Below are 17,681 nucleotides of genomic sequence, written 5' to 3'. Positions count from 1 at the left end.
TATGAAAAAATATATTAAATTCTCAATAATAGCATTAAGCGTACTATTCGTGTCTTGTGAAGACAAACTAGAGACGTTTGCTCCTGGTGCTATGACAGAAGATGTAGCTATACAAACAAGCGCAGATTTATCATATTTATTAAATACATCTTATAACCTGTTGACAAATCGTGCAGAAGCTGCTGATGTATCAGTATTTACCGATGAAGTAGGGATTGGATTTGCCAATGGAGGACAAGGAAAATCTACAGAGTATATATTTACAATGAACCCTGGATCTGATCTTCCGGTTTCTTTATGGACTAACTCTTATTTTGCTTTAGCAAGAATTAACAGAGTTATTGCTTTGGCTGATAAAATTGCTCCAAAAGATGCTACGGATGCAATTACTTTAAAAAACCTAAAAGCACAAGCGTTGACATTGAGAGCTTATGCTCACTTGTTGATCCTGTCTTATTTTTCTACAGATTTGAAAAATGATAGTGCATTAGCTGGTGTTCTTGCTGATCGTGTATTTTTACCAGAGGAAAAAACGAATCCTAGAGCTACCAATGGTGCTTTTTATTCATTAATTCATGCGGATTTAAATCAAGCTATAACTACTTTTACAGCTAACCCTGTTGCATTTAACAGTGTTTATGCTAATATATGGTTTGCAAAAGGTCTTAAAGCAAGAGCATATATGTACAAAGGTGATTATACAAATGCTGAAACATTTGCAAATGATGTAATCAATAACTCACCTGTTAAATTGGCAACGCAAGCTGAATATAGAAGTTTGTTTTTCTCCGATAATCAACCTGCTACTTCAGAAGTGATTTTTAAACTTAAAAGAACAGCTAACCAAAATAACCAGCTTACAAACCTACATAATTCTTGGGTTTCTGTAAGACCTTCTGCTGCAGGATCTCCTTTTTATGAAGTAAGTAGAGCTTTGCATAATAAAGTTAACCCAGGTAACTTATCTGCAGCTACATTATCTACTACAATCCCTGATGTTAGAGGAAATATTTTAATTGCTCCTTCTTCGACTGTAGATGCAAGCTATCAGACTTCTGCAAACTATCTGCAAAGTGACAGACTTATTATTAACAAGCATGGTGGTGTGGTTACAGGATCTACTACATGGGCTACTACTGCTACTAACGCTAATAATAATGACTTCAAGATCATGAGAGTATCAGAAATGTACATGATTAAAGCTGAAGCAAGAATTGCTGCTGGAGACTTAACTGGTGCTGCTGCTGCTGTAAAGGCAGTTCGTGATGCAAGATATGGATCTGCACAAACTGCTCCTGTTTATACATCAGCTCAACAAGCTTGGGGAGGTGTTTTAGATGAGAGACGTATTGAATTTGCTTTTGAAGGTTATAGATATTTAGATTTAAAGAGATTAGGTACTATTGCTAATAAAGGTATCGACAGAGATCCGGCTGACTATTCTTCGTCAACTGTGAATATCCCTGCTGCTGCTCCTAGCAATCTTCCATTAACTAGTTTCAAATGGACATTGCCTATTCCTCAAAATGAGATAAATGTTAACCCAGGTATTCAACAAAACCCTGGTTATTAATCATACAATAATCATTTGATATAGAACCCCTGCTCAAAGCAGGGGTTTTTTATGTCCTTTTATTTCTTATTTTTGCTGTACAATAATGAATAATGAAGTACATCCTTTTCATACTCTTCTCTTTAGGTTTTGTAGCCAAGGCTCAGGTCGTTAATAAAGCAGAAACAAAGCCTCAACCTAAAAAAGAAGACACCCTTGTAATAGATTCCGGGAAAAAAGATTCCCTGAAAATTTTCAAACCTACTATAAATGATTACCAGTATCAGACCCAGTTTTCTGAAAAGAAAGTTTTTGATACGGTAATGACTTTTGATAAGACCTATATCTTTTCACAACAAAATAACAAAGATAACTTCGGAAGAGTACAACCTGCCAACATTGGTTCAGGGTTTAATCCTCTTGTATTTGAAGTTAATGATGAACAAAATCTTTCTTTATTGCCATCCAACAAATCTTACATGATCATTGGAGCAAATGATGTGAAATATTATGACGTAAAAACACCTACAGCTACATTTTTATATCATAATGCTATGCGAAACGGAGCCGCTCTAAAATCTACCTATACTCAGAATATTGGAAAAAGATTCAATTTTGCGCTTGAATATATGGGACTTCGTTCGCAAGGGCTTTACAGAAACTCCTTGTCAGCTAATAATAATACGTTGTTTTCAGGACACTATGTTTCGAAAAGTGGAAACTATGAGCTTTTTGCCCATTATCTTCACCAGAATGTAAATAATCAGGAAAGTGGAGGGATTACTGAAGATAACCTGTTTCAGAGTGGAGACAGCAATTATAGTAATAGACAGAACGCACAGGTAAATCTGGCCTCTTCAAGTTCACAGTTTTCTTACAGAAGATATTATCTGAGCCATCAGTTTACTCCATTCAATTCTGAGAAATTTCCTTTCAGCATAAGACATATTCTTTCTCATCAGGGAAACAAATATTACTATAATCAAACTGCTTTGGAGCCTTATTGGTATGATGCACCTACAGATTTAGTAAATGGCTTTCCATTGACAACCAAAAAATATTCTGAGAATTTCAGTAATACCGTAAGCTTGATTTTTAATAATGAAAAATTCAAATTGGATGCTGGGGTGCGTTATCAGATCATTAAATTCGGGATAAGAGATGTCGTTGCACTCAACAACGTGCCTTTTCCTGGTGAACTGAAAGAAAACAGAATCGGAGCTGTAGGAAACCTGCAGGTAAAACTTTGGGATAAAATTCAATTGAATTCATTTCTGGAATTTTCAAACGGAAGCCAGTTTAAAAGTTACCTGAAGACAACCAATAATCTGAAGTTTGAGCCTATCAAAGACTATTTCGTTAATGCTAAGGTAAACTTCCAAAGTGCATATCCATCATTCAATTACTTATTGAATACTTCTGTTTATAATAACTTCAATTATTATCTTGAAAATGCGAAAAACCAGTCTGTAATGGAAGTGGGAGGAAGCATCAATCTGAAATGGTTTAAGACTGAAATTTTTGCCAATTATTTCAGAATCGAAAACTATACGTATTTTAACAGCAATGGAAGTCCGAAGCAGAGTGATAATTCAGTGAATATCTCTCAGATTGGAGGAGATGCTACATTCAGCTTCAACAAATTCCACCTTAATACAAGAGTGCATTTTCAGAATACCTTAACGAACAAAGATCTGCTTCCAATGCCAGGTTTCATCGGTAGAGCCAATTTCTTTTACCAGACCCAGGCCTTCAAAAAAGCAGCAGAAATTCAGGCAGGTGTTAAAGTATACTATTTCTCTAAGTTTGCATCAAGAGACTATTTCCCTGTTCTTAATGAATATATTCTTCCAAGAGCAGATTCATTTTCAATTGGAGGACAGCCTATCGCCGATATTTATATTAATATGAAGGTTAAAAAAATGTTCTTTTTCATAGAAGGGCAGCAGATAGGAACTGTTATTTCCAATAACAAAGCATATGCATTTCCACATTATCCGGTGTATGATTTCAGATTGAATATCGGAATCGTGTGGTATTTGTTCAACTAAAAACTATACAGGTTGAAAACAATTAATAAAATATCATTTAACGATATAGAAAGCATTCCTCAGCTGGTAAAAGATTTTTTAAATCAGAAGATTGAGGATTTTGAAAATAATACATTTTCCTTAGATCATTTCAGACAGCAGATTCATCTGAAGAAAGATTCTTTCACTTCTGAAAAAAGAAACATTTTAGCTGACGTGTTTGAAGGACAGTTAGAAACTCTTTCTCTATCCTCAGAACAGAAAGAAAATCTTGAGAATCTTAAACAGCCCAATACGTTTACGATAACAACAGGACATCAGCTGAACCTGTTTTCAGGACCTGTTTTCTTTGTGTATAAAATTCTTCAGACCATAAAGACATGTACTTATCTGAAAGAAAATTTCCCGGATTTTAATTTCGTTCCGGTGTATTGGATGGCTTCGGAAGACCATGACTTTGCGGAGATCAATCATTTTAAAACCGAAAATAATTATTACGAAACCAATGAGAAATCCGGAGGTCCGGTAGGGAGAATTGAAATAAGTGATACATATTTCATCTCGGAATTTGAAAAAGAATTCAAAGATTCTATTTTCGGAACCGAGCTGATCTTAATGATGAAAGAAGCTTATAAAGCAGGGAATACTTTAACGGAAGCTATTAAGATTCTTGTCAACCGTCTTTTCTCGGAATTCGGACTTTTGATTCTGGATGGAGATTCTAAGGAACTTAAAAAACAGATGAAGGAGATTTTTAAAGATGAACTTCTTCATTTCAGCCTACAGAAAACTTCTGAAGATAAAGTAAAGTTTCTGACAGAGAAATATGGAAAGGTTCAGGTAAACCCTCGTGAAATAAACCTTTTCTACCTTTCTGAAACGAGAGACAGAATAGAATTTAACGGACAGAAGTATAGTATTGTAGATAAGCCTGTCCAGTTTACAGAAGAAGAAATTCTTGCCGAATTGGAAAATCATCCTGAAAAATTCAGTCCGAATGCATTAATGCGTCCGGTATATCAGGAAAATGTACTTCCTAATTTAGCCTATATCGGAGGAAATGCCGAAATCATGTACTGGCTGGAATTGAAAGATTATTTCTCAAAAATTAACACTCCTTTCCCAATTCTGATTCCAAGAAACTCTATGCTTTTCCTGAAAGAAAAAACATTGGGAAAAATTGAGAAACTTGATCTTAAAATTGAAGATTTTTTTCAGAACTTCACTGTACTTACCAATCAGAAGATTTTAAAAGATAATCCGATTTTACAATTACTCGAAGAAAAAGAAGAATTATTGGTCAATAGTTTTTCTACACTGAAAACTTCAGCAGAAACTACTGAGAAATCCTTCGGGAATATGGTAAAGGCAGAAGAAGTACGACAATTAAAGTCATTTAAAAGAATGAAAAAACGTCTGCTTCATGCTGAAAAAATAAAACAGAATGAATTGCTGGAACGACTTGAAAATCTGTTTTTAGATGTTCATCCCGCAAAAACATGGCAGGAGAGAGTATATAACTTTAGTGTATTCTTTTCAGATTATGGCTATTCGTGGCTTGAAAATTGTTTGGAAGAAATGGTGGTTCAAGATTCAAAATTAATAATTGTTGCCATTTAATTTTAAAGAAGTATTTTTGTAAATTATAATTATCGAATATGATAAAGAGGTTTTTTATTCTATCCAGTTTATGTATGGTTTTGGGAGTTTCAGCCCAGAAATCACATACGGTTGTGCAAGGTGATAATCCTTACAACATTGCCAAAAAGTATGGAATGACTGTAGATGAATTGCTGAAGCTAAACCCAAAACATAAAGATGGCAAACTGGCGATCGGTGATGTTTTAACTATAAAATCAGATAAAGCAGCCACTCCGGTTGTAACAAAAGCAGTTCCAGCAGAAAAAGCAACTTCAACAACAAGTGCTTCTTCTTTGGGTAAAATTGTTTTACTGCCAAAACAAACGATTTACGGTATTACAAAACAATACAGAATTTCTGAAACTGATCTGAGAAAACTGAATCCTGAACTGGATTCTCACATGAAGATCGGTGACGAGATTACCTTACCTCTTGCCAGTATAAAAAAATACGGTGGTGCTCAACAGGCTGTAACACCAGAAAAGCACGTTGAAACTCCTGTAGAAAAAGCAACAACAACTGCTGCTACATCTACATCTGCTGCTACTGCAGCAACAGAAGGAGAATCTTATGTGATTCAGGCTAAAGATAATTATTACAGAATTACAAAACAGTTTGGCATCAGCCAGCAGGACCTATATGCTTTAAATCCAGGATTGGAAGAAAAAGGACTGAAACCTGGAGATACCATTAAAATAAAAAGAACAAATACGACTGCCAATACTGATACCGTTGCAGAAACTGCAAATCCAAAAGCAAAAATGGATTCAGGGAACGAAAAATCAACAGCTGCCTCCAATGTTGCAGTAGGTGATGATTATGTAACCTATACCGTTCAGCAGGGAGATACAGTATTCTCTATCGTTAATAAATTCGGTGTTTCTATTGATGAGCTTATCGCTCTTAACCCGGATCTTTCACACGGTTTGAAGACCGGAATGGTTCTAAAAATCAAAAAGCAGGACGCAGCATATGTGAAGAAAAATGGTGATGCTCTAAGTGTTATCTTAATGCTTCCTTTCGGGTACAGTACTAACGAAACCCAATACAGAGCAATGGCCCTGGACTTTTTGACAGGAGCTAAATTGGCTATTGAAAGAAATGCAAGAGGAGGACAGAAACTGGATATCAAAGTTGTAGATTCAGGAAATGAAGCTTCATTTAAAAACTCTTTGACGCAGATTAATCCTGATAATACAGATCTTATTATCGGACCTTTCTTTAAGTCCAATGTAATTGATGTTCTTGATTTTACTAAAAATCAGAAAATCCCGGTTGTAGCACCATTTGCTAATTCTCCGGAACTCTATAACTACAGTAACCTTATTATTGTAGAAACAAACAATCAGACTTATGCTGATAAGATTGTAGAAGAAGTAAAAGGAGTTTATTCTGATCAGAAAATATATATAGTGGCAGATGCTAAAAAAGAAGATGCCAATTATATCAAAGCCGGACTTGAAAAAGCGGTGAAAAATCCTAATATTATTATTGTTAATTCCCCGGCAGATATTCAGCCGGATCAGAATATGATGACAGGGCAGTCTGCACCGGTTATCGCCATTTTAGCGAATGATGATAATGCTGCAGGAGATGCTTTTGCTAACAGAATGATTGCAATGTCTAAAGAAGTACAGGGAATAAAAGCCTTCAGTATGTTCTATTCTCCTGTTTTTGAAAAGAGAGTAGACGAACTGAGCCAGGCAAGCCTGGTCTATCTGATGGATAGAAAGATTAATACAGACGGTAATTTCGAAAAAGAAATTCTGGCTGCTTATAAAAACAAATACTGCAAAACTCCACCAAAATATGCGATCGTAGGTTTTGATGTTGTCAATGACATGCTAACCAGAGAAAACAAAAAAGGAGAGATCTTTAAACAGATGAATAAAGTTCAGACTCAGCTTGCTACCAAATTTGAGTTTGTAAAATCTAAAGCTAATGGTGCTTATGTAAATACCGGTTATAGAGTAATCAGGTTAGTACCTTAAATGATTTATAACTGTTTAAAAGAATATTGTTAACATTATAGTTATATTTGCATAATATTTAATTCAATACATGAAAGCACTTGTATTTCCAGGGCAGGGTTCTCAGTTCGTAGGAATGGGAAAAGAATTGTATGATTCTAGAAAAGATATTAAAGATCTGATGGAATCTGCCAATGAAATTTTAGGTTTCGACATTCTTTCCATTATGTTTAACGGTACGGATGCGGATCTTAAGAAAACAGAGGTTACCCAGCCTTCAATATTTATACATTCAGTAGCAGCATTAAAAGCCGTAAATGGTCTTGGTGCTGAAATGGTAGCAGGACACTCTTTAGGAGAGTTTTCAGCTTTAGTTGCCAACGGAGTTTTATCCTTTGATGACGGTTTGAAATTAGTTTCTGAAAGAGCAAAGGCTATGCAGGAAGCTTGTGATGCCAATCCAAGTTCTATGGCGGCTATCTTAGGATTAGACGATGCTAAGGTTGAAGAAATCTGTGCACAGATCAGCGGAATTGTTGTTCCTGCCAATTATAACTGCCCTGGGCAGTTGGTTATCTCAGGAGAAACTCCTGCAGTAGAAGAAGCTTGCGCAAAACTGAAAGAAGCAGGTGCTAAAAGAGCATTGTTATTGCCAGTAAACGGAGCTTTTCATTCACCTTTGATGCAGCCTGCACAGGAAAGACTGGCGGCAGCTATCGAAAAAACAAAATTCAGAAAAGCCACTATTCCTGTATATCAGAATATCACGACAACAGCGGTAACCAATCCTGATGAGATCAAACAAAACCTGATCGCTCAGCTTACCGGTCCTGTAAAATGGACACAGTCTGTTCAGAATATGATTAAAGATGGTGCCTCTAACTTCGTAGAAGTAGGACCAGGAAAAACCCTTCAGGGATTGATCAAAAAAATTGACGGATCAGTAGAAGCTACTTCTGCAATCTAAGCAAAAAATATGAACGCGATATTTTCACCGGGCAAGCTTATGCTTACTTCAGAATATTTCGCAATAGATGGAGCTCTTGTCTTAGCGGTACCTACCAAGCTGGGACAAGAGTTTTTCTTTGAAGAAAAAGAAGATGGAAAATCCCTTATTCTTTGGGAAGCCTATCATCAGAACACACTATGGTTGAAGGCTGTCATTGATTATAAAACCTGGCAGATCCTGGAAACCAATATTCCATCAAGCGCTGAATTTATTACCAAAACATTACAAAATGTTCAGCAGCTTTCTAATAGTAAATTCAAAACCGACCTTACTTATCATTTAAAAACCAATCTTCAGTTTCCAGCAGATTATGGCCTTGGAAGCAGTTCTACCCTGATGAATAATCTTGCAGAATGGGCTGGAGTAGATCCTTTTTACCTTAATACAATCAGTTTGGGTGGCAGCGGATACGATATCGCTGTAGCAAAAGAAAAATCTGCAGTACTTTTTCAAAGTAAACCTGAGATAAAATATGAGAAAGTAGATTTCAATCCATCCTTTAAAAATGAACTGATTTTTATTCATTTAAATCAGAAGCAGGATAGCAGAGAAGGAATCAATTTTTACAAGTCCAAAAAGAAGTCTCCGGAATTGGTTAATGAATTTTCAGATCTCACAAAAAAAATATTGTTATGCAATGAATTGGAAAATTTTTCCGAATTAATGATGATTCATGAGCATAAAATTGCCAATTTTCTTGAAATTCTCACAGTTAAGGAAAAATTATTCTCAGATTGCCCTTCATTTGTCAAAAGTTTAGGCGCATGGGGTGGAGATTTTGTAATGAGTGCCAAATTTGGGGACTATAAGAACTATTTTTGGGAGAAAGGTTTTCCCACTGTTTTAGAATGGGAAAATATAATTGATTTATAATCAAATAGTTGTGATCCTGTTTTTTTATTTGTCATTCTGACTTATATCAGTATATTTAAACCACCTTTAACAAATAATTAATATTATTTTTGTTGAAGTCAATAAAGAAATAGAAAATATAAGTAAAATGAAAAACACTAAAATCATCCAGGATTTAGAGAAATTAGGGATTAAAGGAAACTATGAAGTAGTGTATAATCCTTCTTACGAAGAATTATATCAGGCTGAAGTTTCTCCTGAAAATCAGGGGTTTGAGCAAGCTGAGCTTACGGAATCTGGCGCAGTATCAGTAAAAACAGGAATTTTCACAGGTCGTTCACCTAAAGACAGATATATTGTTCAGGATGATGTTACAAGAGATACAATTTTCTGGGATGGTAAAGTAAACTTACCTACAACAGCAGAAATTTTCGGTTCTTGTAAAGAACTAGTGATGAACCAGCTTTCTGAAGCTAAGAAGATTTATGTAGTAGATGCATTCTGTGGGACAAATGCAGATACAAGACTTAAAGTAAGATTTATCGTTGAAGTAGCATGGCAGGCACATTTCGTGACTAACATGTTCATCCGCCCTTCTCACTACGAACTTGAAAACTTCGGTGAGCCGGATTTCACAGTAATCAACGGATCAAAAACAACTAACCCGAATTGGGAAGCGCAGGGATTACACTCTGAAAACTTCATTATGTTCAACCTTACTGAAAAACTACAGATCATCGGAGGTACTTGGTACGGAGGTGAGATGAAGAAAGGTATGTTTGCTATGATGAACTATTACCTTCCATTAAAAGGGATGGCTTCTATGCACTGTTCTGCCAACGTAGGAGAAAAAGGTGATGTTGCTTTATTCTTTGGGCTTTCAGGAACAGGTAAAACTACTTTATCAGCAGATCCTAAAAGATACCTTATCGGTGACGATGAGCACGGATGGGATAATAACGGAGTATTCAACTATGAAGGTGGATGCTACGCTAAAGTAATTGACTTATCAGAAGAAAAAGAACCGGATATTTTCAGAGCGATCAAAAGAGATGCACTTCTTGAAAACGTTGTTGTGAACAATGGAGTAGCAGATTATACAGATGGGTCTATTACAGAGAATACAAGAGTTTCTTATCCAATCTATCATATCAACAAAATTGTATTGCCTTCTAAAGCAGGTCATGCTAAGAAGATTGTTTATCTTTCAGCGGATGCATTCGGAGTACTTCCTCCGGTTTCTATCCTGAATGAAGATCAGGCTCAATACCACTTCCTTTGCGGTTATACCTCAAAATTAGCCGGAACTGAAAGAGGAATTACAGAACCTCAACCATCTTTCTCACCTGCATTTGGTGAAGCATTCCTTACACTACACCCAACAATGTATTCTAAAACATTGATCGGTAAAATGCAGGAGCACGGAGCTAAAGCATATTTGGTGAACACAGGTTGGAATGGTACTGGAAAGAGAATTTCTCTTAAAGATACAAGAGCAATTATTGATGCAATCATTGACGGTTCTATTGACAATGCTCCTAAAACTCAGGTTCCAATTATGAACCTTGAAATTCCTACTGAATTGCCAAACGTTTCTACAGGTATTTTAGATCCTAGAGATACTTATGAGAACACTTCAGAATGGGAAGAAAAAGCAAAAGATCTTGCTTCTAGATACATCAAGAACTTTGAGCAGTACTGTGATACTGAAGAAGGGAAGAAGTTAGTAGCTTCAGGACCTCAATTGCAGGAACAAACTATCTAATAGTTACCAATCAACATACAAAAAGCCTCATCATCGATGAGGCTTTTTTATTTTTTTTCCTTAGAGATATTATTGTATGATTCCTTGTTGATATTTAGACAAAAAGATCTGTGAAAATCTGTGCAATTCGTGGGAAAAGTATAAGTAAGAAAACTTACTTCAAACTCAATAAGGCCAATCTATATCCATCCATTCCGAAACCAGATAAAACCGCATCAGTATTGGCTGCCGTTACAGATTTCTGTCGGAATTCTTCTCTTTTATAAATGTTACTGATATGTACTTCTACTTTTGGCTTACGAATATTTTTCAAGCAATCAGCAATAGCATAAGAATAATGGGTAAAAGCTCCCGGGTTAATTACTACGGCATCAAAATCATCCTCCTGAAGTCTGTTGATAAGTTCTCCTTCAATATTAGACTGGTAATATTTTAATTCATGAGCCTGAAACTCGGATCTTAAATTTTCCAAATAGCTTTCCATAGAAACATTTCCATAGATTTCCGGTTCTCTTGTGCCTAACAGATTGAGGTTAGGGCCATTGATGATCAAAACTTTCATACTATAAAATTAAAAACTTTTTTTAATTAACGATCAAAAATTTATGGACAGATTTGATTTTGTTGTATTGAATTATTGATAATGATATTTGTCATGTCTAAGAAAGTGGCAAAGCTTGTAACTCTTTAATGTAATGGATTTTATTAAAAAATTACGTTAATTTTTGAAAATTTATCATGAAAAATAAATAAGTCTACTTGTTTTGTAGACTAAAAGTTTTTAGCTTTGCAATTATATTTCGATCGGCTTATAAAGAAAGATGGAGGGAACTGACCCTGTGAAATCTTGACAACCTACCCGTGGGGCAAGGTGTTACGTTCAGCCTTTTAAGGAAAAATAAGCATTTGGTTTATCGTATTTATCGATGCCCTTTGTTGACTTTTCTGCAAAGGGCTAAATTTTAATATATGATAAATAAAATTGATTATGATTAGCAAAAATTTATTCAATTCTAAAGCTTGGATACCTCCGGTTGCTGCTTTTTTTCTAGGAGTGGCCAGTGTGAATGCACAGAATTCCAAGCCGAAAAAAGATAGCCTTCATGAAAAAGAGATTGATGAAGTAGTAGTGGTAGCTTACGGAAAAGCTAAAAGAAACAGCTATACTGGTTCCGTAGCCACCATTTCCAGTGATAAGATCAACAACAGACCCGTAACAAATATTACCAAAGCATTGGAGGGACAGGTTGCAGGAATTCAAACGACCAGTGCATCAGGACAGCCCGGTGCTGTTTCTACCATCCGAATCAGAGGGATTGGCTCCATCAGTGCTTCCAGTGATCCTTTGTACGTAGTGGATGGGATTCCCTTCGATGGAAACCTGAATTCTATCAGCCCAAGCGATATTGAATCTATCAGTGTTTTAAAAGATGCTACAGCAAGTGCTTTGTATGGTTCAAGAGGAGCCAACGGAATTATTATCATTACTACAAAATCAGGTAAAAAAGGAGAGGCCAGAGTTAATTTTAACATCAGTCAGGGATTCTCCGGAAGAGCAGTCAAAGATTATGAACAGGTAAACACAGATCAGTACTTTCAATTATACTGGGAAGCATTAAGAAACGGATATCAGTCCGGGAAAGTTTCTTCTCAGCAGGCTGCACAAATGGCGACAGATAATCTTGTTTCTACCCTTGGAATCAATCCTTATGGAACTGCTTACCCAAAACCGGTAGGAACAGATGGAAAACTATTACCAGGTGCATCGCCACTTTGGAATGACGACTGGAGAGATATTTTACAGAGAGTGGCTTCAAGAAATCAGGTAGATCTTGATATCAGTGGAGGAAGTGATAAAAGCAATTATTTCTTTTCATTAGGGTATCTGGATGATAAAGGGATGGCGATTGAATCAGGATATAAAAGATACAATACCCGATTAAAGATCAATTCTGAAGTTAAAAAATGGTTGAATGTTGGAGTAAACTTAAATTATACAAACAGTGTTCAGCAGGCTCCTACTTCTTCAGATTCCAAGGCGAGTAATATCATCAATGCCGCAAGGTTTATTCCTTCGTTCTATCCTTACTACGAAAGAAATGCTGACGGAACTTACATTTTAGATGCTGATGGAAACCCGGTTTATGATTTTGGAAAATACAGACCCACAAATGCACTTCAGAATCAGAATGCGGCTGCAACTTTGCCATTAGATAAAAACGAAAATAAAGAAGATAACTTTTCAGGAAAAGGATTCATGGAATTCACTTTCTTGCCTGAATTGAAATTCAAAACAAGCTTCTCAGTTGATTTGGTGAATTATAATGGTCATTATTATTCAAATCCATTGTTGGGACAAGGTGCTGAAATTGGGGGTTCAGTGACGAAAACCAATACCAGAACACTTTCCTATACAACCAGCAATATTCTGACGTATGATAAAAAGTTTGGAAAGCACCACGTGAATGCATTAGCAGGACATGAATTCTACAAATACGATTATCAGACGATTTCCGGAACAAGAAGTCAGTTCTCACTGCCTTACTATTATGAACCGGATGCGGCTTCTTTATTAGGAAGTTTCAGCGGGAACAGCAACAAACTAAGTTTATTGAGCTTCCTTGGGAAAGTAGAGTATGATTATAACAATACTTATTTCTTATCTGCATCAGGAAGGGCGGACAGCTCTTCAAGATTTGAAAAAGATAACAGATGGGGAAGATTCTGGTCAGTAGGAGGTTCATGGAAGATTTCAAACGAGGAATTTATTAAAAGTCTGAATGTATTCAATCAATTGACATTGCGTGCCAGCTACGGAGGTCAGGGGAATGATAAATTACTTAGACCCAACGGGCAGCCGCTTTATTATGCGTATCAGGAACTATACAGATTTATCAGTCTTGGTGGAGAACCCGGAACAACGCTGGAAAAAACATCTACCAATAATGTAAAGTGGGAAACCAACCTTAACTTAAACGTAGGATTGGAATTCGCTATTCTAAATAACAGAATTAAAGGTAATATTGAATATTTCAAAAGACAAAGCCAGGATCTTCTGTTTAACATGCCGGTGGCACCATCATTGGGGATCAGCGATTATCCGGCGAATATCGGAACGATTCAGAATACAGGGTTTGAATTTTCATTATTCACAACACCTATTAAGAATGATGATTTCCAATGGAATGTAGATGTGAACTTAAGTACTTTAAACAATAAGGTAACCAAATTGCCTGGAGGTTCACTTGTGGTAGGAACAAAGCTATTAACTGTAGGAGGTTCTGTATATGATTTCTTTATTCCGGAATGGGCTGAGGTAGACCCAAGTAATGGAAAACCTTTGTGGAAAACAGTTACTACTGATGCCAGCGGAAACTCAGTGGAAGGAACGACTTCAGAATATTCAAAAGCGACAAAACTGTTACAAGGTTCTGCATTGCCGAAACTGACAGGAGGAATCAGTACAAGCATTACCTATAAGAATTTTGATTTTTCAGGATTACTGACATTCAAAATCGGAGGGAAAATTCTGGATAATGACTATACTTCCATTATGCATAACGGAAGTGCGGGAGGACGTGCATGGAGTGCCGAAATGTTGAACAGATGGACTCCGGACAATCCTAATACAGATGTTCCGGGACTAAGTACAACAACAAATAACTGGACCTCAACCTCTTCAAGGTTCCTTTACTCCGGAACTTATGCAAGACTTAAAAATGTAAGCTTAGGATATACACTTCCAGAAGATTATTTTGAGAAAATAGGATTGAAAAAGTTCAGAATTTATATTCAGGCAGAAAACCTTCTCACCTTCTATAAACACAAAGGAATGGATCCTGAGCAGGCTTTGGACGGGACGACGTACTACAGATATCCTGCAATGAGAACCATCACTTTTGGTCTTCAGGCAACTCTTTAACCTTTTAAAATTGAAACAATGAAAAAATTAAAATACATATCATTAGCACTTATTGGGTTTTTGTCGTTGACAAGCTGTGAAAATGATTTGGATACCGCACCCACTGATCAAGCCAACAGCGTGGAAGTTTTTAAAACCGCTGAAAGTGCTGAAACAGTGGTGAATGGTACCTGGGCGAAATTTAATAATGATGGAACAACCTATGCCAATATCGGTTATTCCACCGTTTTAAGAGCCAGTGATGCGATGGGAAGTGATGTAGCAGTGCTGACCAATAAGTATGGTTTTGCTTCTACCTATGCTTTCACAGAGATGGTGAACAATACAGCTAGCCGCCCGCTATTTATCTGGACAATGTTATATTCTACCATCAATAATATGAATAATGTTATTACAAGAATTGATGGAACAGAAGGAAGCCAGGAGAAAAAGAATCAGGTGAAAGGGCAGGCAAAAGCATTACGTGCTTTCTGTTATCTGAATCTGGCCAGTTTTTATCAGTTCAGCTACCTGAAAGATAAATCAGTTTTGACAGCTCCTATTTATACTGAACCTTCCACAACAAGTACGGTAGGGAAGAAAAGAGCAAGTCTTGAAGAAATCTATACTTTGATTAAAAGTGATCTTACGGATGCTGATAACCTGTTGAAAAGTTATACAAGAAATAATAAAGATAAGATCAACCGTGCTGTAGTGAACGGCCTTTTGGCAAGAACTTACCTGAATACAGGTGAATGGAGTAAAGCTTCAGCATCTGCGAAAATTGCAAGAGAAGGTTTCCCTTTGATGGCTCCGGAAAAATATAAGGATGGATTCAATGATATCAACAATGCAGAATGGATCTGGGGACACGGGCAGACACAAGAACAATCTGATGCGAGCTATGCCTTCCACTATCTGGATGTATCTTCATCAGGAAGTTATTATTACAGCTTTATGGCGGATCCTTATTTTAAAGACCTTTTTGATACTAATGATATCAGATCTCAATTGTTTTCGTGGGATGGACAGAAAGGTAGAGAAGGATTGCTGAGGTATGCAAAGTTTAAGTTTAAACCAACTCTTATTGCAGATATTGTTTACATGAGAGCTGCGGAAATGTATCTGATTGAAGCTGAAGCCGAAGCAAGAAGTGGAAATGTTTCTCAAGCGGTAGCAGTATTGAATCAGTTGAAATCTGCCAGAAATGCTAATGTTTATAATGGTTCATTAGCACAAAATGCAGTAGTAGATGCAGTTTTGATTGAAAGAAGAAAAGAATTATTCGGAGAAGGTTTCTCTCTTTCAGATATCATCAGAACGCAGGGTGCAGTAGTAAGAAAACCATTTGTAGATGCAGATGGAAAACCGATAAAAGTTCAGGTAACGACACCGGACGGAACTGTGAAAACAGTAGATGGTAAAGGACATTCTGTTCTTGATTTCCCGGATAAATCTGCTTTTGTACCCAACAGTAATTATTATTTATTCAGTATTCCTCAGAGAGAATTTGAGAATAACCCGAATTTATAAGATTTAGTCCATAATTAGATTGATTTTTTTAAGCCACTGCTTTTGCGGTGGTTTTTTATTGATTATTTTTAAATTCAAGCTTATTTTCTTTTACATGTAGTTGATTATCGCTTCCTTCCTGATGGAACTTCTTTAAGCTTATATCTATACTGTCATATAATTTATTGGTGAGTATTTCCTGTTTGGTTTTCCTCAGATTCTCTCTCTTAATAAAATAAAATATTAAACTCTTATAAACCTTATTGTTATCATAATCTCCTAAAGGAAAAAATAATGTTTTGTTGGTATACATCGTAACATATTCGGGTTTTAAGTAAGGCTTGATTTCCTTTATATTGGAATCTGCATAACCATATGAAAATATCTCAAAGGGTTTGGAAATGTCTGTATTATCAAAATGAAATTTGTCTATGATAAAAATATCAGAATTTGTTTCATTGTATATAGTCATTTCTGCACCTTCCTTAATTTTGGAAGTACATGAAAAAATGATAATGCATGTTGCTAAAAAAAAATCATAATTTTTACATTTATTATGGGTTGGTATTCCATGATGTTGGAATTAATATTTTTTTTATTAAAACATAGTTATCTAAAATGTTTAGAGCCGTTTTCTCAAAAATAATATTGTAAAATTACAAAACAAGATGAGGTATGTATGAAGCCTTTACCTCTCGACTTTGCAGCGTCTTTAAAAGGATTATTTTTAATTGGCCCAAAATCGGGAGGCTTTGTGTATCGGAGTAAAATAAAAACTCCTGTAACAAGTGCTACAGGAATTTGAGAAATATTAAAGAGAACCTAATAAGAAATACAAACCTTTTGTCTCAAAAATGAGAATAAATCTATGTGCCGATTACCAAAAATTTCAGAATATACATTCTTGCAACTATCATTGCTCCTACAACCCTTGGCTACTGTACATCAAATATAAGGTACTAAGTAATCCTCAAAAGCCCTCTATCTTTTTATGAATTTCCAATATAGTGCTTCTTTATATTCTTTTTTTTCTCTTATTATTTCTAAAAATAAACTTTTGACAAATAATACATCTGCCTTCTCTTTATCATTCTTTGCACATTCTTGTTTTTTATTAAAATTATAGCTTATAGAAGTTATAGCGAATAGTTTATCAGCTCTAACTTCAGTACATAAAACTTTATTATTAATGTTTAAATCTAAATAGCTTTTTTTAAATTTTTCTTTTTCTTCATTCGTTAATTTTACATTAAAATTAATATTTCTTTGTACTCCTTCTGTGCCACAATATACAAACGAGTATTCACCAGTTGAGCTATTGTAATTTTCTTTTAGATCAATATTGTTATTTTTATAGATTAAGTTTTCATATAAAAAGTCTTTTTCACAAATATTTTGCCCTAGGAATATACCATGAAAAAAAATGAATGTTAAAATTAAAACTCTCAT

General features: G+C 35.6%; 13 protein-coding genes and 1 riboswitch. Of the genes, 10 read left to right on the top strand and 3 right to left on the bottom strand.

The features are described 5' to 3' along the window. Position 1 precedes the first annotated feature (1 nt). The 7 genes from ACMA47_RS09425 (at position 2) to pckA (ending at position 10,819) form a co-directional block, all read left to right on the top strand. Entirely contained in the window at positions 2 to 1,573 is a 1,572-nt protein-coding gene (locus tag ACMA47_RS09425) for a RagB/SusD family nutrient uptake outer membrane protein (RefSeq protein WP_413929586.1), read from the top strand. 92 nt (positions 1,574 to 1,665) lie between these two features. After that, positions 1,666 to 3,603 (top strand): putative porin, encoded by a 1,938-nt coding sequence (locus tag ACMA47_RS09420; protein ID WP_413929585.1) that lies wholly within the window; start codon positions 1,666 to 1,668, stop codon positions 3,601 to 3,603. Positions 3,604 to 3,615: 12 nt separating this feature from the next. Continuing rightward, on the top strand, positions 3,616 to 5,202 hold the full coding sequence (gene bshC, locus ACMA47_RS09415) for a bacillithiol biosynthesis cysteine-adding enzyme BshC (protein WP_413929584.1): 1,587 nt from the start codon (positions 3,616 to 3,618) through the stop codon (positions 5,200 to 5,202). A 38-nt stretch (positions 5,203 to 5,240) separates the two neighbouring features. After that, complete coding sequence (locus ACMA47_RS09410; protein ID WP_413929583.1) at positions 5,241 to 7,214, top strand: LysM peptidoglycan-binding domain-containing protein; 1,974 nt, start codon at positions 5,241 to 5,243, stop codon at positions 7,212 to 7,214. A 70-nt stretch (positions 7,215 to 7,284) separates the two neighbouring features. Next, positions 7,285 to 8,160: an ACP S-malonyltransferase gene (gene fabD / locus ACMA47_RS09405; RefSeq protein WP_079240177.1), complete on the top strand. Its 876-nt coding sequence runs from the start codon at positions 7,285 to 7,287 to the stop codon at positions 8,158 to 8,160. 9 nt (positions 8,161 to 8,169) lie between these two features. Further along, positions 8,170 to 9,075: a GYDIA family GHMP kinase gene (locus ACMA47_RS09400; protein WP_413929582.1), complete on the top strand. Its 906-nt coding sequence runs from the start codon at positions 8,170 to 8,172 to the stop codon at positions 9,073 to 9,075. Between the two features lie 127 nt (positions 9,076 to 9,202). Further along, positions 9,203 to 10,819, top strand: a complete 1,617-nt coding sequence (gene pckA / locus ACMA47_RS09395; protein WP_413929581.1) for a phosphoenolpyruvate carboxykinase (ATP) — start codon at positions 9,203 to 9,205, stop codon at positions 10,817 to 10,819. 154 nt (positions 10,820 to 10,973) lie between these two features. Here pckA and ACMA47_RS09390 read toward each other — a convergent pair whose 3' ends face one another. Further along, a complete protein-coding gene (locus tag ACMA47_RS09390; RefSeq protein WP_413929580.1) occupies positions 10,974 to 11,381 on the bottom strand; it encodes a type II 3-dehydroquinate dehydratase in 408 nt (135 codons plus the stop codon). A 244-nt stretch (positions 11,382 to 11,625) separates the two neighbouring features. Next, a riboswitch (SAM riboswitch) is annotated at positions 11,626 to 11,724 on the top strand. Between the two features lie 83 nt (positions 11,725 to 11,807). Between ACMA47_RS09390 and ACMA47_RS09385 the strand changes: the two genes are divergently transcribed. Then, positions 11,808 to 14,741 (top strand): SusC/RagA family TonB-linked outer membrane protein, encoded by a 2,934-nt coding sequence (locus tag ACMA47_RS09385; protein ID WP_413929579.1) that lies wholly within the window; start codon positions 11,808 to 11,810, stop codon positions 14,739 to 14,741. Between the two features lie 18 nt (positions 14,742 to 14,759). Beyond that, the gene (locus tag ACMA47_RS09380) at positions 14,760 to 16,253 is read left to right on the top strand and encodes a RagB/SusD family nutrient uptake outer membrane protein (protein ID WP_413929578.1); all 1,494 of its coding nucleotides are present in this window, start codon (positions 14,760 to 14,762) and stop codon (positions 16,251 to 16,253) included. Positions 16,254 to 16,308: 55 nt separating this feature from the next. Here ACMA47_RS09380 and ACMA47_RS09375 read toward each other — a convergent pair whose 3' ends face one another. Then, positions 16,309 to 16,704 (bottom strand): hypothetical protein, encoded by a 396-nt coding sequence (locus ACMA47_RS09375; protein WP_413929577.1) that lies wholly within the window; start codon positions 16,702 to 16,704, stop codon positions 16,309 to 16,311. Between the two features lie 207 nt (positions 16,705 to 16,911). Between ACMA47_RS09375 and ACMA47_RS09370 the strand changes: the two genes are divergently transcribed. Next, entirely contained in the window at positions 16,912 to 17,037 is a 126-nt protein-coding gene (locus ACMA47_RS09370; RefSeq protein ID WP_413929576.1) for a hypothetical protein, read from the top strand. 176 nt (positions 17,038 to 17,213) lie between these two features. Here the strand turns inward: ACMA47_RS09370 and ACMA47_RS09365 are convergent, their stop codons facing one another. Next, positions 17,214 to 17,681, bottom strand: coding sequence for a hypothetical protein (locus ACMA47_RS09365; protein ID WP_413929575.1), 468 nt, complete (start codon positions 17,679 to 17,681; stop codon positions 17,214 to 17,216).

Source organism: Chryseobacterium sp. T20 (genome assembly GCF_047345655.1).
Taxonomy (GTDB): Bacteria; Bacteroidota; Bacteroidia; order Flavobacteriales; family Weeksellaceae; genus Chryseobacterium.
The sequence above is the reverse complement of the archived record's forward strand: the minus strand, read 5'-3'. Positions and strand labels throughout refer to the sequence as shown.

What these genes read in the sequence shown, in the direction of transcription:
- ACMA47_RS09425 (WP_413929586.1), top strand. Translation starts at nt 2, where the DNA reads ATGAAAAAATATATTAAATTCTCAATAATAGCATTAAGCGTACTATTC.
- pckA (WP_413929581.1), top strand. Translation starts at nt 9,203, where the DNA reads ATGAAAAACACTAAAATCATCCAGGATTTAGAGAAATTAGGGATTAAA.
- ACMA47_RS09385 (WP_413929579.1), top strand. Translation starts at nt 11,808, where the DNA reads ATGATTAGCAAAAATTTATTCAATTCTAAAGCTTGGATACCTCCGGTT.
- ACMA47_RS09420 (WP_413929585.1), top strand. Translation starts at nt 1,666, where the DNA reads ATGAAGTACATCCTTTTCATACTCTTCTCTTTAGGTTTTGTAGCCAAG.
- ACMA47_RS09370 (WP_413929576.1), top strand. Translation starts at nt 16,912, where the DNA reads ATGAAGCCTTTACCTCTCGACTTTGCAGCGTCTTTAAAAGGATTATTT.
- ACMA47_RS09375 (WP_413929577.1), bottom strand. Translation starts at nt 16,704, where the DNA reads ATGACTATATACAATGAAACAAATTCTGATATTTTTATCATAGACAAA.
- ACMA47_RS09380 (WP_413929578.1), top strand. Translation starts at nt 14,760, where the DNA reads ATGAAAAAATTAAAATACATATCATTAGCACTTATTGGGTTTTTGTCG.
- ACMA47_RS09400 (WP_413929582.1), top strand. Translation starts at nt 8,170, where the DNA reads ATGAACGCGATATTTTCACCGGGCAAGCTTATGCTTACTTCAGAATAT.
- ACMA47_RS09390 (WP_413929580.1), bottom strand. Translation starts at nt 11,381, where the DNA reads ATGAAAGTTTTGATCATCAATGGCCCTAACCTCAATCTGTTAGGCACA.
- ACMA47_RS09410 (WP_413929583.1), top strand. Translation starts at nt 5,241, where the DNA reads ATGATAAAGAGGTTTTTTATTCTATCCAGTTTATGTATGGTTTTGGGA.
- ACMA47_RS09365 (WP_413929575.1), bottom strand. Translation starts at nt 17,681, where the DNA reads ATGAGAGTTTTAATTTTAACATTCATTTTTTTTCATGGTATATTCCTA.
- fabD (WP_079240177.1), top strand. Translation starts at nt 7,285, where the DNA reads ATGAAAGCACTTGTATTTCCAGGGCAGGGTTCTCAGTTCGTAGGAATG.